The following is a 17034-nucleotide window of genomic DNA, read 5'->3' as shown; positions in this document are numbered from 1 at the left end:
CCGCCTTGGGGTCGAGGCTGCCGTGGAGACGAGCCGCACGCAGAACCGACCCGTGGTTCAACGATCCGCTGTCAGCGACGCCCGATCATCGGCTGAACGCACAAGTGTGCGGTCGGTGTTCGTGTGTTCGCACAAGCGACCTCAGCGCGCGAGCAGGCGCAATTGCAGCATCAGCCCGAACCGGTCGTCGTGATCGCCGAGGTCGATGCCGCCCACCTCCGTCAGGCGCGCGAGCCGGTATCGGAACGTGTTCTTGTGCACGTGGATCGATGCAGCGGCCGCCGTGACGTCGCCGAAGTGCTCGAGCCAGCTGCGCAGGGTGCGCACGAGTTCGGTGCCGTGCTGCTCGTCGTAGGCGTCGAGCACGGCGATCGGCCCGGCGAGCTCCACTCGGTCGGCCGCGAGCGAGTCCGCAATGCGCAGCACGAGCGATTCGACCTGCACATCGGCGAGCGTCGAGACCCGCGTGCCGGCCACGCTCCGGGTGCGCAGCACTCGCAGCGCGGCATCCGCATCGCGCCGGGACGCCGGCAGCTCGGCGATCTCGCCGCGCACGCTGCCGATGCCCGCGAACAGCTCGCTCGCGGTGTCGAGACGGCCGATGAACTCCGTCGCGATGCGTGCAGCCTCCACCTCGGCGTTCGCGCCTGCGTGCCGCAGCGGAACGACCGCGTAGATCACGCTGCCGAGCAGAGCGGCCACCGCGCGCGGGTAGATCGGCTGCAGGTACATGTTGAGTGCGCTCGCCGCCCGCTGCGTCTCCGCCTCTGTGCGCAGGTCGTCGACGACGCCCTCGCGCGCGCCGATCGCGATCACACAGCTCGGTGAAGAACCGAGGTTGAGCTGCTGGGCCGCTTCGCGCGCCCGGGTGCCGCCCTCGAGAAGCATCGACACGAGCCCCACCCGAAGTCGCTGCGAGGAATCGGCGCTGATACGAGCCCGCAGCATCGTGAGCGCGACGACCCGGGAGGCTTCGACCATGCCCTGCTCGCGCTGCGGCGTCAGCGCTTCGCGCACGACCGCCCAGATCGAGCCGAGCACCTCCTCTCCTGCTTTGACCCGCATCGCGATGCGCGGCAGGCTGCCCGGCTCGGCCTCCTCGACGAACACCGGCCGCTCCGAGGTGTACACCTGCCGGAACACTCCACGCTGGCGCTGCAGGTCGCTGTAGACCTCCGGTACCTGCAGACCCAGGATCGTCAGCCGGCGAGGTTCGTCGGTGCCGGCCTGGTCGGCCGAGAAGGCGATCACCCTGGAGGAGAGGTTCTCGATCGTGACGGGCGCCTGCAGCAGGGCGGCGAGCGAATTGGCCAGTTCGAAGAGGTCGGCGCCGGCATCGGATGCCCCGACGGCGAGGTCTCCGGCCGAGTCGAGATTCAGCGCGCTCGCGAGCATCGTCGCGATCTGCATCCAGGATGCCCCGCGGATGAGGCCGTAGACCGGCAGGCCGATCTCGGTCGCCGCCGCAGCGACCTCGGGCGTCACCGGCACGGGCTCTCGAACGACGAGGGCCGCTGCACCCGCCTTGCCGAGTTCGCGGATGCGCTCGGTGAGGTCGTCGGCGCCGACGATGCCGACGCCCAGCACGAGTGCACCTTCGCCGATCATCGGCGGATCGAACGGGTCGTACAGCACGACCGAGTTGACCGGTCGCGCTCGGGCGGGCTGGCCCACCTCGAGGGTGAGCAGCGTGGAACCGAGTCGCTCGAGCAGCCGGCCCAGCGACGACTCCGCCGGGGCCGGCGGGGAGATGAGCGACGTTGCCAGGTGCGCCATCTGAGCAACAGTACAGACCGACCCCATGGTGATTGTGCGCGCGCACCAACGATGCTCGACCGCCGGCGGCGATACTGAGGGCGTGACCAGCCACATCCGCGATCTCTCCACTGCCCGCGACTCCATCGTCGCCGCGTTCGCCGAGGCCGGCGTGCGTGGTCTCGTGCACGCCGTCGACATCGATACCGGGCACGAGGTCGGCATCGATGCCGACGAGAGCGTCGTCGCCGCGAGCGTCTTCAAGATCCCCGTGCTCGTCGAGCTCTGCCGGCAGTACTCGAGCGGACTCCGGAGCCCCACCGAACGAGTGCGCATCGGTGCCGACGAGTGGCGCACCGACGGCGGAACGGGCCTGTCGATGATGCTCGACGATGTCGAACTGTCGCTCCGCGACCTCTCGTTCATGATGATGTCGATCAGCGACAACCGCGCGACCGACGTGATCGCCGGGCTCGTCGGGCTCGACGCGGTGAACGCGACCATGCGCGACTTCGGCCTCGAGCGCACGGTCGTCGAGCTCGACTGCGCCGGGCTCTTCGACACGATCGCCGAAGATCTCGGCATCGGGCTCGAGGAACTCGAGGCGCACCTCGCCGCCGGCGACGTCTCGCCCGAGCTGGAGCACGCGATGCGCGCCATGCGCTGCGTCACGCCCGAGCAGACCGACCGCACGACCCCGCGCGAAGCGACCACGCTGCTCTCCGCACTGTGGCGTGATGAGGTCATCGGCGCGGCGGCCGCGGCAGAGGTCCGGCGCATCCTGGGTCAGCAGGCCTGGCCGCATCGCCTGACCTCGGGCTTCCCCGATTCCCGCATCCGAGTGAGCGGCAAGACCGGCACGCTGTTCTTCGTGCGCAACGAGGTCGGCGTCGTCGAGTATCCCGACGGTCAGCGTTACGCGGTCGCCGTCTTTCTGCAAGAGCCTGGGATCGAGCAGCGCAACCCGGGCGCCGACCGGGTCATCGGCACCGTAGGGCGCATCGCCGTCGACTACTTGCGAGCGAGCCAGTCGGCGGTGGCGGCATGAGCGTGAAGGCCTACATCTCCATCGACATGGAGGGCATCGCCGGCATCGCGACCATCGACCAGGTCGCCCGCGGCGGCTTCGGATACCCGCGCGCCCAAGAGCTCATGACCCTCGAGGCGAACGCCGCGATCGCGGGCGCCTTCGACGGCGGAGCGGCGAGTGTCATCGTGAACGACTCGCACGGCACGATGGACAATCTCATCCACGAACTGCTCGACGAGCGGGCGCGCGTCGTCTTCGGAAGCCCGAAGGCGCAGTGCATGGCCGAAGGCCTCACGGCCGACTGCGATGTCGCCCTCTTCGTGGGCTATCACGCTCCGGCCGGAGCCCCCGGCGTGCTCGCACACACCTTCTCGAGCCACTTCACCGAGGTCCGCGTGAACGGCGTCGCCGTCTCGGAGGCCGAGGTGAACGCGTTGTACGCGACGTCGCTCGGCGTGCCGGTCGGGCTCGTCACCGGTGACGACGTCATCTGCGCCATCGCGGGCGCCGTGTTCCCCGGCGCCGTCACGACCGAGGTGAAGGTCGCGCACGGGTTCTCGGCGACCGACTCCCTCTCGCCGACTCGCGCACGCGAGCTCGTTCGCGACGGCGCTGAGCGTGCGGTGCGTGCGGTGCGCGCGGCCGACGGCCTCGCGGTGCCGGCGCTTCCCGAATCGTTCACCGTCGCCGTCGACATGCCGACGCCGGTCGCAGCCGAACTCGCAACCGGCATTCCCGGCTGCCGCCGCACCGGGGACCGAACCGTCGAGTGCACGGTCGCGAGCGCCGGCGAGTTGCTCGGGCTCATCACCGTCTTCTACGAACTGGCGGCGAGCGCGATGCGCGCGAAGATCGCCGTCATCACGCGCGCCTGAGCTCGTCGTCAGCACCGAGCAGGTCTCGGATCAGGCCGGCCAGCAGCGCGGTGCGCGGCACGAGGTGCTCGACGAGCGCGTGCTCGGAACGGGCGTGCGCCCCGCCGCCCACCGCGCCGAGTCCGTCGAGCGTGGGAACGCCGACGCCGGCCGTGAAGTTGCCGTCGGAGGCCCCGCCCACGGCGACGGCCGACAACTCTGCAATTCCCAGGTCACGCGCGACGAGCCCCGCGCGTGCGAACAGGCCCTCGGCCATGGCCCGTTCGAGCGGCGGGCGATTCGGGCCGCCCGTCACCGTCACCTCGGCTCCGGGCACGACGGAACGAAGCGCACGGATGTCGCGATCCAGCCGCTCCTGTTCCGCGAGGGTCCGCACGCGCACATCCACATCCACCCTCGCCGCGGCGGGAACCGTGTTCGTCGTCGTGCCCGCGGCGAGCACGGTCGGGGTGACGGTGGTGCCGGCCTCCGCATCGCCGAGGGCGGAGATCGCGACCACGAGGTGCGCCAGTGCGAGACCGGCGTTCACGCCGCGCTCGGGTTCGAGTCCCGCGTGCGCGGCCCGGCCGTCGACGGCGAGCCGGTAGATCGACACGCCCTTGCGCTCGATCTTGAGGGCGCCGCCGTCACCGGATGCCTCGAGCACGAGCGCGGCATCGCACCCGTTCGCGTCACCCTCGATGAGGGCGCGCGAGGTGGTCGAGCCGACCTCCTCGTCACCCGTCACGAGGAGCTCGACGTCATCGAGCACGGATGCTCCGTGCACGTCGCTCAACACGGCGAGCGCGTGGATGGCCTGCGCGACACCGACCTTCATGTCGAAGCATCCAGGCCCTGTGATCGTGCCGTCGGCGATCGCGAACGGCAGTTCCGCGAGCGTGCCGGCGGGCCAGACGGTGTCGTGGTGCGCGACGAGCAGCACGCGCGGTGTGCCCGTGCGGAGTCGCACGTGGTCGACGCCGTCGATGCGCAGCACTTCGGGCGCGACCCTGAGCCGCTCGGCGATGAGGTGCGCAACGCCCGCGGCGCTGCGCGCCACCGCCGCGTGATCGTGCGACGGCGATTCGGTCGTCACGAGTGCGGCGATGTCGGCGAGGAGGTCGTCTTCGTGGGCGGCGCACTGCTCGATGAGGGCCGCGCCCAGAGAGGTCTGCATGCGGTACAGCCTCTCGCATCCATGCCGCTCGCTCATCGGACCGCTGCACGAACGCATCCTCCGAGTCGGTGCTCCCGAACGACGGAGTGCCCGAGGGACGGCCCTGATCCGCCGGGCGAGCGGTCGGCTGAGCGGGCGAGCGTTGACTCAGGGTTATCCCTGAACCTCGGTCACGATCGGGTCTCACCCGTTGCGAATAGGAAGATATCTTCCTATCGTCGCCGTATGGACATTCGAACCGAAACCCTGACGGTGCTCGCTGCGGGTGCGCTCGCGCTCCTCCTGAGCGGATGCGGGGCGACCCCGCTCGAGAATTCCGGCCCGACCGCGACCGGCACGGCCACGCCGGTCGCGTCCGAGTCGACCGAGCCGAGCGAGGCCGCGACGGATCCCGCCCAGTCGCCCGCGAGCTGCGAAGCCGTGCTCACGGCAGACGAGAACGCACACCTCGCAGACGAGGGGTATGTGCTCGACGAGGATGACCCGTACCTGCTCGGGTCCGTCATGGAGCGCATGGCGGACGAGGGCGCCCTCGTCTGCGTCTGGAGCAAGCCGAGCAGCGACGTGTCCGTCTGGTACGCGCGCCTCGACGTGGGCGACACCGCAGAGACCTGGCTCACCCAGCTCCGAACCGAAGGCTGGCTCGAAGACACGGCCCGCGGCGACGGCACCTACCTCGCACCCGCCGACTACGACGGGAACTTCCAGCCGTCGGTGCAGCTCAGCGACGGCGTGCTGCACTTCGCAAGCTACAACACGCTGCTCGAATCGGTGCTCGAACTGCAGTGACTGGGCGGTGCGGCGGATCCTGAGCGCTACACCCGGGCCGTCGCGTCGGCGACCGGCACGACACGTTGCGTCGTGTCGCGCGCCGCGGGCGTGAGCATCTCGGCGACGGCTGCCGGTTCGGCCGAGTATTTCACGCGCAGCGCGTCGTCGATGCGCAACTCGAGATCGGAGTCGCGCACCGCCTCGAGCGAAACAGCCTGCGACCCGACCGGGGAGCGGAAGCCCACGCCTGCATTGCGGGTCGCGCGCAGGTACCACTTGGACTCCGGGCCGTACGCCGAGCGCACGTAGATCGCGTCGTTGACAGCGACCGACCAGATCGGCGTCGAGAGACGGCGCCCGTCGCGCGTCGTCGTCTCGATATGCACCGTGTCGGTGTCGCGGAGGTGGATGAACAGTGCTGCGTCGAGGCCCATGCCAAGGTGCAGCGCGAGGCGCCGACGAGGTATTCCGCCGACGTGCCGCATTTCCCGGCCGCGCGCCGCCGTTCACGCGGCACCGCGCAGGCGATACAGTGCCCACGGGTCGATGCGGACCAGCGCGAGCGCGGAGACCTCCGGATGCCGCGGCTCCGCAGCATCCGCCACCCGCTGTTCACCTGAGAGAACGAGACTGCAGCCATGACCGATCCGACGCCTCCGCAGGATTCGCCCGAGACGCCGCGCAACTTCCCACCGTCGCGTCTCACGCCGCCCGACGGAGCCGCCGCGACGATCGGCGTGGAGACCGCACAGGTCGCGGCGGTCACCGAGGCCGGAGCCCGCAAGGGCCGTATCCTCGCATGGGGCCTCTGGGACTGGGGTTCGGCGGCCTTCAACGCGGTCGTCACGACGTTCGTGTTCACGGTGTACCTCACGAGCGAGTCGTTCGGGCCGCAGGGCACGGTCGAGGCGCAACTCGGTTGGGCACTCGCCATCGCGGGCCTGTTCATCGCCCTGCTCGCGCCGATCACCGGGCAGAGATCCGATACGAGCGGACGCCGCAAGCTCTGGCTCGCGGTGAACACCTACATCGTCGTCGCGATGACGCTTGCGATGTTCTTCGTACTTCCGGCGCCCGAGTACCTGCTGCTCGGGCTCTTCCTGGTTGCGGCCGGCAACGTCTTCTTCGAGTTCGCGGGCGTCAACTACAACGCGATGCTCGTGCAGGTCTCGACCCCGCGCTCGATCGGCAAGGTCTCGGGCTTCGGCTGGGGCATGGGCTACGTCGGCGGCATCGTGCTGCTGCTCATCGTGTACTTCGGCTTCATCCAGCCCGAGGTGGGCCTCTTCGGCGTCACCGGCGAGAACGGCCTTGACGTGCGGGTCACGATGCTCGTCTCGGCGGTCTGGTTCGGCCTTTTCGCCCTGCCGGTGCTGTTCGCGGTGCCCGAATACCGCAACCCCGCCGCCGTCGACCGCGAGAAGGTCGGCTTCTTCGCCTCGTACGCCCGCCTCGGCCGCGACATCAAGCGGCTCTGGAAGGAGCAGCGCAACACGGTGTGGTTCCTGCTGGCGAGCGCGGTCTTCCGCGACGGGCTCGCGGGAGTGTTCACGTTCGGCGGCGTGCTCGCGGCATCCGTCTTCGGGTTCTCGGCGGGCGAGGTCATCATCTTCGCGATCGCCGCGAACGTCGTCGCCGGCATCTCGACGATCGCGGTCGGCGCCCTCGACGACAAGCTCGGTGCCAAGCCCGTGATCGTGACGGCACTCATCGGGCTCGTGGTCAGCGGCCTGCTCGTGTTCTTCCTGCACGACGGCGGTCAGATCGTGTTCTGGACCGCCGGTCTCGCGCTCTGCCTCTTCGTCGGCCCCGCGCAGTCGGCGAGCCGCACCTTCCTCGCCCGGCTCATCCCGGCGGGCCGCGAGGGCGAGGTCTTCGGCCTCTATGCGACGACGGGCCGTGCGGTGAGCTTCCTCGCACCGACGGCGTTCGCGCTCTTCGTCACGATCGGCGGCGAGCCGTACTTCGGCATCCTCGGCATCATCCTCGTGATCGCGCTCGGCCTCGCGCTGCTCATTCCCGTGAAGGCGACCGCGCCGACCACGTAGGCCGGTCGAGCGGATGCCCCGCGGCGACCGCTTCTCCGGCTCCGGCCCCCGGAGGATGGATAGACTCGCCACCAATCGACCGCGATGAGGTGGAAGGACGTTCGGTGCGGAGCGGAACCTACGACGTCATCGTCATCGGAGCGGGGATCATCGGCCTGGCGACCGCCCGGGCGCTCGCGCAGCGGCATCCCGACGCGAAGATCGCCGTGGTCGAGAAGGAGGTTCAACCGGGCCTGCACCAGAGCGGTCACAACAGCGGAGTTCTCCACGCGGGTGTCTACTACGCCCCCGGGTCGCTGAAGGCACGGCTGTGCGTCGAGGGCAAAGAGCGGATGCTGCGCTTCGCCGAGGAGCACGGCATCGCTCACGAACAGTGCGGCAAGCTCATCGTGGCGACCGACGAGACCGAGTTCGGGCGACTCGACGAGCTGCGTCGGCGCGGAGAGGCGAACGGCGTTGCCGGGCTGCAGGAGGTGGGGCCCGGCGAGATCGCCGAGCTCGAGCCGTACTCCGCAGGGCTCCGGGCGCTGCACTCGCCCGAGACCGGCATCATCGACTTCGGAGGCGTGGTGCGGGCGCTGCTCGCCGACGTGACCCGACGGGCGGTCGACGTCTTCTTCGGCCACGAGGTCACCGGCCTGCGCAGTGCCGCAGGAGAGGAGATCGTGGTCACGCGCCAGGCGGAGTTCCGTGCCCGCTCCATCGTCAGCTGCGCCGGGCTGCACTCGGACCGGGTCGCCGCGATGAACTCGAAGCCGCCGGTGAGCATCGTGCCGTTCCGCGGGGACTACTACACGCTGAAGCCCGAGGCGCGTCACCTCTGCCGTGGCCTGATCTACCCGGTGCCCGACCCGGCGCTGCCGTTCCTCGGCGTGCACTTCACCAAGCGATTCGACGGCGCGGTGTGGGCCGGGCCGAACGCCGTCCTCGCGTTCTCACGCGAGGGATACCGGCGCTCGGATCTCTCCGTCCCCGACCTGTTCCACGCCGTCACCGCCCGTGGTTTCGCGAGGATGGCGGGTCGGATGTGGCGCACGGGCGCACAGGAGATGTGGCGTGACGTCGTCAAGCCGGCGTTCGTGCGCGATCTCCAGCGCTATGTGCCGGCGGTCGCCTCCGACGATCTCACCTTCGGTCCGAGCGGTGTGCGGGCGCAGGCCGTCGGGCGTGAGGGGCAGCTCGTCGACGACTTCGTCGTCACCGCCTCGGGTTCGGGCGTTCACGTGCTGAACGCGCCGAGTCCGGCTGCGACCGCCTCACTCGCGATCGCAGAGCTCATCGCCGACCGGGTCGGCGATGCGGTGGATCTCGGCGCGCGGAGCGACGTGCGCGAGGACGGGAGCTGATCGGCTCGCCGGCCACCATCACGACCGTTCGAGTCGCGCGACGAAGTCAGGCGAGGGCGACCGAACGGATCGACCGGGGCGACAGCGTGTCTTGGAGCACGATCGTCGCGGCTCCGAGCGCCGCAGCGTCGTTGCCGTTGACCGAGGTGCGCACATCGATCTTGCGGATGTTGCGCGCCAGACTGCGTTCCGAGATGATGCGCGACAGGGTGCGAACGTAGATCGACCCGGCAGACGAGAACGCGCTCCCGGCGAGCACGATGAGTTGCAGGTCGATGAGGTTCACCATGCTGACGACGGCGCTCGCGAGCGCCTCGGCCGATTCCTCGATGAGCGCGCGTGCGATCGGGTCGCCCGCCATCGCGAGATCGGCGACCGCCGCGAAGTCGGTGATCGTCGTGCCGGACAACGAGATGTCGAGTTCGCCGCGAGCCGCGGCATCCGCAGCCTTGGCGATCACTGCCTGCGGTCCGGCGTACATCTCGACGCAGCCGATGTTGCCGCACGGGCAGACCAGGCCGTGCGCGTCGATCGAGACGTGGCCCAGTTCGCCGACGTTCGACATGACGCCGTGGTAGATCGTGCCGTCCATGACGATGCCGGCGCCGATGCCGGTGCCCATGTAGACCGAGGCGTAGTTGGTGTAATCGGCGGTGGCGCCGAGCCAGAACTCGCCGATCGCGGCGGCCGTGGCGTCGTTGTCGAACTTGGTGGGAAGCCCGGTCGCGGTCGAAAGGGCGCGCTCGAGCGGGAAGTCGGTCCAGCCGGCGAGCGACGGCGCCCCCTTGATCATGCCGTTCTCACGGTCGATCGGGCCCGGCGCCGCGATGCCGAGACCGACGATCGCCGATCGGTTCAGCCCGGTACCCGCGATGAGTGTTTCGATGTCGGCCGCCATGTTGCCGACGATCGCGAGCGGTGACGTCTCGCCCGGGCCGTCGACCCGAAGCCGGCCGACGACGGTGCCCGCGAGGTCGGCGACGATGTAGGTGATGTAGTCCTGACCGATGTGCAGCCCGATGCCGAGCCGGGCGGCCGGATTGATCTCGAGCCGCGTGCGCGGCTTGCCACCGGTGGATTCATCGCGGCCGGTCTCGGAGACGAGACCCTCCGACAGGAGTTCGCGCACGACCGTCGAGATCGTCGCCTGCGTGAGACCGGTGAGTTCGGCGAGTTCGACGCGGCTGACCGGGCCCGTCGATCGAATGAGGTCGAGGGCTCGCCCTTTGGAGGACTCCCTGCGGCGCACTTTGTCGGTCACGAGTCCACACTATCTTACTTCGCTTAATAAAGCGGTTGAAGAAAGAAGATCTCCCTGATCACGTCGTGATCAGTCTAGGCCAATCGAAGTCACGTCATGGGAGGCGTCGCGGGAGACGAGCCCCGCAGATTCCGGCACGACGCACGCGAGCCAGAGTCGCGCGAGCTCGACGTGGCCCCGCTCAGTGGGGTGCACGCCGTCGGCCGCAAGTGCCGGGGCGCCGACCTCGGTCGCGAGCCGGGTCAATGCGGCATCCGCTTCGACGACCGTCGCGTCGAACTCCTCGGCGAGCCGGTGCACGACGCCGATGCGAGCGTCGAGATCGGCGCGCCAGGCGAGCTGGTCATCGGTGACCGCCAGCACGAACGGCTCGATCAACACGATGCGCGCACCGGATGCCGCAACCGACGTGAGCAGACGGCGATAGGTCGCCTCGAATGCATCGGTCGACGTCGGGTCGTTCCGGTCGAACCGACGCCAGGTGTCGTTGATGCCGACCAGGATCGAGACGATGTCGGCGTTGTGCGCGAGCACATCGTCGGCCCACCGCGCCTCGAGGTCGACCGCGCGATCGCCGCCGACACCCGTGTTCACGACGCTCGCGCCGGTGACGGCGAGCGCGTCGGCGATGAGTCGCACATAGCCCCAGCCGAGGGAGCGCTGCGAGTCGTCTCGCCGACCGCAATCGGTGACGCTGTCGCCCGTGAAGAGGATGGTGGTGCCGGCGGTGATGCTCACTCCGACCTCGCCGTTGCCGCTGACGGCGAAGTCGCCGCTGCCGCTGAGGTCGCCGCTGCCGCTCGCACGAATGCCGTCGATGCGCGCTCCACGAGCCGCGGGGGCGGTGCTTCCGCACCGGCATCCGGCGCCCCGTCGAGCACATCGAGCAGCACGTGGGCCGTCGCGCGGCCGTACGCCACGAGGTCGTGCGCGAACGCCGACACCGGCGGGGTCGCGAGCTGGCAGTGCACCGAGTCGTCCCACGCGAGGATCGCCACATCCTCCGGCACGCGAAGCCCGCGGCCCGTGATCGTCGCGAGACCGCTGAGTGCCATGACGTCGTTGTCGTAGACGATCGCGGTCGGCGCCCCCTCGCTGCTCGCGAGCAGCTCGAGGGTCGCTGCGGCTCCGCGCTCGGCGGTGTAGTCGCCCTGAGCGATGATCGTCTCGACGCCGTGCGCCTCGCCCGAAGCGGTGAACGCGTCGCCGCGCAGTCGCGAATGCAGGAACGTCGGGGGGCCAGAGACCCGCCCGATACGACGATGCCCCTTCGCCACGAGGTATTCGACGGCCTCGGCCATGGTGGCCGCGTTGTCGGTCGAGATGGTCGCGAAGCCGGGTGCGTGCTCTGGGCGCGCCATGACCACCGCGGGCAGCCCGCCGTCGCGGAGCCCCTCGAGACGCACGTCGTCGGGTGTGAGGTCGGCGACGATCACGCCGACGACATGCCCGTCGTCACGCCAGCGACGGTGCGTCGCGGCCTCTTCCTCAGGGCTTGCGACGACCTGCACGAGCAGCGTCATGCGCCGCTCGGCGAGCACGTCTTCGACACCCTTGATGAACTGCATCCAGAAGGGTTCCATCGGCACGCGCCGACGGGGTTGATGCAGGCACAGACCCACCGACGGCATCGAAGAACTACCTGTCAACCAGGTCATTGACTGAACATAACACCGGGAACGCGCCGACGCCGCCATCGGCACCTCCCGCGCTTGCCGCGATGTCTTCGGCGCCCGCGATGCCATCGATGACGAAGGTGTGACTCTCGCCCGGCAACAACGTCACGAGCCCCGAGTCGACTGATGCGCCGCGGGCCAGTCGATCGGCCTGCACGACGAGATCCTTGACCAACGACGAGGCCGTCACGGTGAGCCGAAGCACGTCGCCATCGACCTCCACTGCCGTCGACAGGGCATCCGCGGGAGCCGCGAGTGCGAGATCGGGGTCCTCGACGAAGTACCAGAACCCGTTGCCCGTGAGGCTCGACTCGGCGACGACGAATTCGCGCGAGGCATCCGTCGCCATTGCGACCGCGTCGTCGAGCGCGAGCTGTGCGATGCCGCGAGCCGGCACGCGCAGCTCGATCCACTGCTCGGCACGTACCTCGCCGTCGGTCGTCATGCGCCGAACGTGCAGCGACTCGACCCATTCCTCGCTCGAATCGTTGTGCGCGAAGAGCGTCGGCACGCCCGCACGCGGCTGGATCGTCAGCAGGCGATCGGTGTACGCATGACGAAGCCCGAACCACAACGGCTTTCGGTTGCCGTTGAAGTCGACGGCGGCCCATGAGATCACGGGCCAGCTGTCGTTGAGCTGCCACACGATGGAGCCCGTGTTGCGTGGGAAGAGCGAGCGGAAGTGCTCGATGCCGAAACGAAGCGCGCGCGCCTGGTTCAGCTGGGTCGCCCAGTGCCACTCCTCGATCGACCGCCATTTCGGCAGGTGCGCGCCGAGCCCGCGCTCGAGCTTGAGATTGCCCTGGGCGGCCTTCTGGTGCACGAGCATCTGCGGCCCGTACGGGTCGAGCGGCTCGTCGTGCACGACATCCGTCAACGTGGTCCAGGCCGGCGGGCCCTGGAAGCCGAACTCCGACGCGAAGCGCGGCTGCTTGGTGCGGTACTCGCTGTAGTCGAGCTCGTTCCAGACATCCCAGACGTGCATCGTGCCGTTGCGGGCGTCGTTCGGGTGCGCGTAGCGCATGAACGAGAACGGGCTGCCCGGCGAGTAGGGACGTGTCGGGTCGAGTTCGGCGATGATCGACGGAAGCACGTCGAAGTAGTAGCCCTCACCCCAGGTGCGGTCGCCGATCTTTCGACGCCAGTCCCACTCGAGATATCCCCAGATGTTCTCGTTGCCGCCGTTCCAGAGCACGAGGCTCGCGTGCGTCGAGAGGCGCGTCACGTTTTCGCGCGCCTCAGCCTCGACCTCACTGCGAAGCGGGTCCTCCTCGGCGTACGCCGCGCATGCGAACAGGAAGTCCTGCCAGACCATGACGCCCAGTTCGTCGCACGCATCGTAGAAGGCGCGCTGCTCGTAGATGCCGCCGCCCCAGACGCGCAGCAGATTCATGTTGGCATCGACCGCGTCGATGACGGCCGCACGATACCGTTCGGGCGTCACACGGGTCACGAACGTGTCGGCAGGGATCCAGTTCGCACCCCGCACGTTGACGAGTTGCCCGTTGACCGAGATCTCGAACGGCGTTCCGTGCTCGTCGGCGGCGGTGTCGAGGCTGACCGTGCGGAACCCGATGCGCGAGTTCCACGCGGCCGCGCCGACGGTGACCGAGACGTCGTACAGCACCTGCTCGCCGTAGCCGCGCGGCCACCACAGGTCGACGGTTCCGGCGTCGATCGTCGCTGTGACCTCGGCCTGCGACGGGTCGACCGCGACCGTGCGTCGCTCCCCGGCGACGATGACTTCGAGATCAGCGGATGCCGCGGGGCCGGCCGACCCCGACGGCTGGGCCCATTCGAGCGCGACGTGCGCGGTCAGCGCGCCGCGCCCCTGTGCCCCGTCGATGCCCGTGACATCGACGAGCGGCCGTACCGACGCGATGCGCACCCCCGACCACGATTCGATGCCGATCGACTTCCAGATGCCCGACGACGAGACGTCGATGCCCCAGTCCCAGCCGAAGTTGCACGCCATCTTGCGCACGGCGTTGTACGGGTGGTGGTTGGTCGCCGGCAGCTCGCCCAGCACCTGCTGCTGCTCGCGCGCGAACTCGATCGGCGAACGGAAGTCGACGACGAGCTCGTTGTCACCCTCGACGAGCAATCCGGCGATGTCGAAGCGGTAGCCGCGGTGCTGGTTCTGCGTCTGCGCGACGACGGTGCCGTTCAGGGTGATGGTCGCGGCGGTGTCGAGGCCGTCGGCCACGAGGTCGTACCGGTCGTCTCCGGTCGGGGTCCATGTGAAGGTCGTGCGGTACCGCCAGTCGGTGTAGCCGATCCACGCCTGTACCTGCTCGTTCGCACCGTCGAACGGGTCGTCGATCAGGCCCGCGGCCAGCAGGTCGAGTTGCACTTCACCGGGAACGGATGCCGCGATCTCGCGACCGGCGACGGATTCATCGATCGGCCCGGCGGTGGCCGAGAGCGTCCAGGTTGCGCCGGCTGCGGTGTTGAGGGAACGGAAAGTCACGCTGCGATTCTCTTCTCTGGATTGGGTGCCGCTTCGGCGAGGAGGCGGGTGTACTCGTGTTGCGGGTTCAGGATCACGTCGTCTGCAGGGCCGCGTTCGACGATGTCGCCCCGGAACATGACGAGGATCTCGTCGGAGAAGTGCCGTGCCGTTGCGAGATCGTGCGTGATGTAGAGCACACCGAGATTCTCCTCGTGCTGCAGGTCGGCGAGGAGGTTCAGCACGCCGAGGCGGATCGAGACGTCGAGCATCGAGACGGGTTCGTCGGCGACGAGGATCTTCGGCTCGGGCGCCAGCGCACGGGCGATGGCGATGCGCTGGCGCTGGCCGCCCGACAGCTCATGCGGCCGGCGGGAGGCCATGTCGGGGTCGAGGCGAACGCGTTCGAGCAGCACTCGCACCTGCTCGTCGATCTCGGCCTTGCCCTTCGCCTTGCCGTGCAACTCGAGCGGACGCGCGAGGTGATGGTGCACCGAGTGGTAGGGGTTCAGCGAGGCGAACGGATCCTGGAACACCATCTGCACGTCGCTGCGGTAGTCGACGAGTCCGGCGCCGCGACGCTCGATCGGCTTCCCGTCGAGCAGGAGCTGCCCTCGCGTCGGTCGTTCGAGCTGCATCAGGAGCTTCGCGATCGTCGACTTGCCGCTGCCCGACTGCCCGACGAGTGCCGTCGTCTTTCCGCTCTCGATCGTGAAGTCGACCGCATTGACCGCGGTCAGCTTCTTCGAACGGAATCCCGCCCGCAGCCGGTACTCCTTGACGAGCCCGCGGGCCTCGAGTGTGCTCATACCGTGCCTCCGACGTACGTTCCTCGAGCGAAGTCGCCCCGTTCACCGGTCAATTTGGGGAACGATGCCAGCAGCTTCCGCGTGTACTCGTGCTGTGGATTCGTGTACAGCTCGACGGCATCCCCGAGTTCGACGATCTCGCCCTCGCGCATGATCGCGATGCGGTCGCTGATCTCGAGCAGCAGCGGCAGGTCGTGGGTGATGAAGATCACCGCGAAGCCGAGTTCGGCGCGAAGGCGCGTGATCTCGAGCAGGATCTCACGCTGCACGACGACATCGAGCGCCGTCGTGGGTTCGTCCATGATCATGACCTGCGGGTCGAGCGCCATCGCCATGGCGATCATGACGCGCTGGCGCATGCCGCCCGACAACTCGTGCGCGAACGAGTTCAGCCGTGACCGATCGACGCCGACGCGCTCGAGCAGCTGCGCGCACCGCTCGCGTCGCTCGCGCTTCTTCAGCTCGGGGCGGTGCGTGGTGAAGATGTCCTCCATCTGCGCCCGGATCGAGATCACGGGGTTCAGGGAGTTCATCGCCCCCTGGAACACCATCGAGATCTTGTCCCAGCGGAACGCACGAAGGTCTTCGCCGCGCAGCGCCCCGAGGTCGATCGTGTACCCCTCGCGTGAATGGAACTCGGCCTTGCCCGAGGTGACGACTGCCGGCGGTTTCAGCAGCCGGTTCACCCCGTAGGCGAGGGTCGACTTGCCGCATCCGCTCTCGCCGGCGAGGCCGAGGATCTCACCGCGCCCGAGGGAGAGCGACACGTTCTTGACGGCGTGCACGGTCTTCTCGCCGAGGTAGTCGATGCTGAGGTTCTCGATGGTCAGCACCGGATTGGTGTCGGGAACGGATGTCGCGGCCTTCGGCGCTGCGACGGCCGGTTCGGTTGCACTCACAGCACGTCCTCCGCTTCGATCTGCTTCAGTTCGCTCTTCGAGAGCTTCCACTTCTTGCGGGCGGAGCGCGTCTGGTTGCGCAGTTTCGGGTTGATCACTTCGTCGATCGAGAAGTTGATGAGCGAGAGGGCTGCGCCGAACAGGGCGATGAGCAGCCCGGGCGGCACGAACCACCACCAGGCTCCGAGACGGAGGGCGAGGCCGTTCTGGGCGTAGAAGAGCATGCTGCCCCAGGTGAACGAGCCGGATGCGCCGAGTCCGATGAACGAGAGGCCGGCCTCTCCGAGGATCGCGAAGATCACGGCGAACACCGCTTGCGAGGTGATCAGGGGGATCAGGTTCGGCAGGATCTCGACCCCGAGGATGCGCCACGGCTTCTCACCCGAGACGCGGGCTGCAGCGACGTAGTCTCGGCTGCGCACGCTCAACGTGAAGCCGCGCAGCACTCGCGCCGAACCCGCCCAGCTGGTGAGCGCGAGCACGAACGCGATGAGCAGCAGGCTCTTGTCGGGCACGTAGCTCGAGATGATGATCACGAGCGGGAGGCCAGGGATCACGAGCATGATGTTGGTGAAGAGGGAGAACGACTCGTCGAGCCATCCACCGGCGTATGCACCGACGATGCCGAAGAACGACGACAGCACGACGGTCAGCACGCCGACGATCAGGCCGATCGTGAGCGAGCCACGGGTGGCATAGGCCAGTTGGGCGAAGACGTCTTGCCCGGTCTGCGTCGTGCCGAGGATGAACTCGCTCGACGGCGCCGAGAGGCCGATGTTGTTGACCTTCGACGGGTCGCCGACGAACATCGGCCCGAACAGTCCGAAGGCGATGATGAGGCCGCCGATCGTGAGGCCGGCCACCAGCTTCGGCGTGAGGGGTGGAAGCGACCGCTTCACGCTGACGGCCTTCGCCGCGCGAGCCGCGAGAGCGGGGTCTTGCGCAACACTCGTCATGGG

General features: G+C 68.7%; 15 protein-coding genes. 5 read left to right on the top strand and 10 right to left on the bottom strand.

Annotated features, from left to right (window positions below; genetic code table 11):
* Positions 1–141: 141 nt before the first annotated feature.
* The gene (locus AC1C2R_RS09085; protein WP_495379708.1) at positions 142–1776 is read right to left on the bottom strand and encodes a helix-turn-helix domain-containing protein; all 1635 of its coding nucleotides are present in this window, start codon (positions 1774–1776) and stop codon (positions 142–144) included.
* 82 nt (positions 1777–1858) lie between these two features.
* Between AC1C2R_RS09085 and AC1C2R_RS09080 the strand changes: the two genes are divergently transcribed.
* On the top strand, positions 1859–2803 hold the full coding sequence (locus AC1C2R_RS09080; RefSeq protein WP_495352150.1) for a serine hydrolase: 945 nt from the start codon (positions 1859–1861) through the stop codon (positions 2801–2803).
* Positions 2800–3660, top strand: a complete 861-nt coding sequence (locus tag AC1C2R_RS09075) for a M55 family metallopeptidase (RefSeq protein WP_495352149.1) — start codon at positions 2800–2802, stop codon at positions 3658–3660. Before AC1C2R_RS09080 ends, AC1C2R_RS09075 begins: the two co-directional genes overlap by 4 nt.
* Here the strand turns inward: AC1C2R_RS09075 and AC1C2R_RS09070 are convergent.
* Positions 3647–4816, bottom strand: a complete 1170-nt coding sequence (locus tag AC1C2R_RS09070; RefSeq protein WP_495379707.1) for a M20 family metallopeptidase — start codon at positions 4814–4816, stop codon at positions 3647–3649. The two genes, AC1C2R_RS09075 and AC1C2R_RS09070, sit on opposite strands and share 14 nt — an antisense overlap.
* A gap of 225 nt (positions 4817–5041) precedes the next feature.
* On the opposite strand from AC1C2R_RS09070, the gene AC1C2R_RS09065 reads away from it, so the two are divergent.
* Complete coding sequence (locus AC1C2R_RS09065) at positions 5042–5605, top strand: hypothetical protein (protein ID WP_495352147.1); 564 nt, start codon at positions 5042–5044, stop codon at positions 5603–5605.
* Between the two features lie 26 nt (positions 5606–5631).
* On the opposite strand, the gene AC1C2R_RS09060 is transcribed toward AC1C2R_RS09065, so the two are convergent.
* Entirely contained in the window at positions 5632–6021 is a 390-nt protein-coding gene (locus AC1C2R_RS09060) for a DUF2255 family protein (protein WP_495352146.1), read from the bottom strand.
* 204 nt (positions 6022–6225) lie between these two features.
* On the opposite strand from AC1C2R_RS09060, the gene AC1C2R_RS09055 reads away from it, so the two are divergent.
* Together AC1C2R_RS09055 and lhgO are read left to right on the top strand one after the other, a co-directional pair.
* Positions 6226–7635, top strand: a complete 1410-nt coding sequence (locus AC1C2R_RS09055) for an MFS transporter (protein WP_495379706.1) — start codon at positions 6226–6228, stop codon at positions 7633–7635.
* Positions 7636–7739: 104 nt separating this feature from the next.
* Positions 7740–8981 carry an L-2-hydroxyglutarate oxidase gene (lhgO, locus tag AC1C2R_RS09050; RefSeq protein ID WP_495352144.1) on the top strand — a complete coding sequence of 414 codons (1242 nt, stop codon included), beginning with the start codon at positions 7740–7742 and terminating at the stop codon, positions 8979–8981.
* A 46-nt stretch (positions 8982–9027) separates the two neighbouring features.
* On the opposite strand, the gene AC1C2R_RS09045 is transcribed toward lhgO, so the two are convergent.
* The 7 genes from AC1C2R_RS09045 to AC1C2R_RS09015 form a co-directional block, all read right to left on the bottom strand.
* Entirely contained in the window at positions 9028–10242 is a 1215-nt protein-coding gene (locus AC1C2R_RS09045) for an ROK family transcriptional regulator (RefSeq protein WP_495379705.1), read from the bottom strand.
* 69 nt (positions 10243–10311) lie between these two features.
* Positions 10312–10980 (bottom strand): SGNH/GDSL hydrolase family protein, encoded by a 669-nt coding sequence (locus AC1C2R_RS09040; protein ID WP_495352142.1) that lies wholly within the window; start codon positions 10978–10980, stop codon positions 10312–10314.
* Complete coding sequence (locus AC1C2R_RS09035; protein WP_495353224.1) at positions 10977–11873, bottom strand: LacI family DNA-binding transcriptional regulator; 897 nt, start codon at positions 11871–11873, stop codon at positions 10977–10979. Before AC1C2R_RS09035 ends, AC1C2R_RS09040 begins: the two co-directional genes overlap by 4 nt.
* 7 nt (positions 11874–11880) lie before the next feature.
* Positions 11881–14388 (bottom strand): glycoside hydrolase family 2 protein, encoded by a 2508-nt coding sequence (locus AC1C2R_RS09030; RefSeq protein WP_495379704.1) that lies wholly within the window; start codon positions 14386–14388, stop codon positions 11881–11883.
* Positions 14385–15176: an ABC transporter ATP-binding protein gene (locus AC1C2R_RS09025; protein WP_495352140.1), complete on the bottom strand. Its 792-nt coding sequence runs from the start codon at positions 15174–15176 to the stop codon at positions 14385–14387. Before AC1C2R_RS09025 ends, AC1C2R_RS09030 begins: the two co-directional genes overlap by 4 nt.
* Positions 15173–16075, bottom strand: a complete 903-nt coding sequence (locus AC1C2R_RS09020; protein ID WP_495379703.1) for an ABC transporter ATP-binding protein — start codon at positions 16073–16075, stop codon at positions 15173–15175. The genes AC1C2R_RS09025 and AC1C2R_RS09020 overlap by 4 nt, the downstream gene beginning before the upstream one ends.
* Positions 16072–17031, bottom strand: coding sequence for an ABC transporter permease (locus tag AC1C2R_RS09015; protein ID WP_495379702.1), 960 nt, complete (start codon positions 17029–17031; stop codon positions 16072–16074). Before AC1C2R_RS09015 ends, AC1C2R_RS09020 begins: the two co-directional genes overlap by 4 nt.
* Positions 17032–17034: the final 3 nt, after the last annotated feature.

This window comes from Agromyces sp. Y182 (assembly GCF_059445385.1).
The sequence above is the reverse complement of the archived record's forward strand: the minus strand, read 5'-3'. Positions and strand labels throughout refer to the sequence as shown.

Bases quoted from the DNA above. Each gene is read 5' to 3' on its own strand.
- AC1C2R_RS09085 (WP_495379708.1), bottom strand. From the start codon at position 1,776: ATGGCGCACCTGGCAACGTCGCTCATCTCCCCGCCGGCCCCGGCGGAG.
- AC1C2R_RS09075 (WP_495352149.1), top strand. From the start codon at position 2,800: ATGAGCGTGAAGGCCTACATCTCCATCGACATGGAGGGCATCGCCGGC.
- AC1C2R_RS09070 (WP_495379707.1), bottom strand. From the start codon at position 4,816: ATGCAGACCTCTCTGGGCGCGGCCCTCATCGAGCAGTGCGCCGCCCAC.
- AC1C2R_RS09065 (WP_495352147.1), top strand. From the start codon at position 5,042: ATGGACATTCGAACCGAAACCCTGACGGTGCTCGCTGCGGGTGCGCTC.
- AC1C2R_RS09060 (WP_495352146.1), bottom strand. From the start codon at position 6,021: ATGGGCCTCGACGCAGCACTGTTCATCCACCTCCGCGACACCGACACG.
- AC1C2R_RS09055 (WP_495379706.1), top strand. From the start codon at position 6,226: ATGACCGATCCGACGCCTCCGCAGGATTCGCCCGAGACGCCGCGCAAC.
- AC1C2R_RS09035 (WP_495353224.1), bottom strand. From the start codon at position 11,873: ATGCCGTCGGTGGGTCTGTGCCTGCATCAACCCCGTCGGCGCGTGCCG.
- AC1C2R_RS09025 (WP_495352140.1), bottom strand. From the start codon at position 15,176: ATGAGCACACTCGAGGCCCGCGGGCTCGTCAAGGAGTACCGGCTGCGG.
- AC1C2R_RS09015 (WP_495379702.1), bottom strand. From the start codon at position 17,031: ATGACGAGTGTTGCGCAAGACCCCGCTCTCGCGGCTCGCGCGGCGAAG.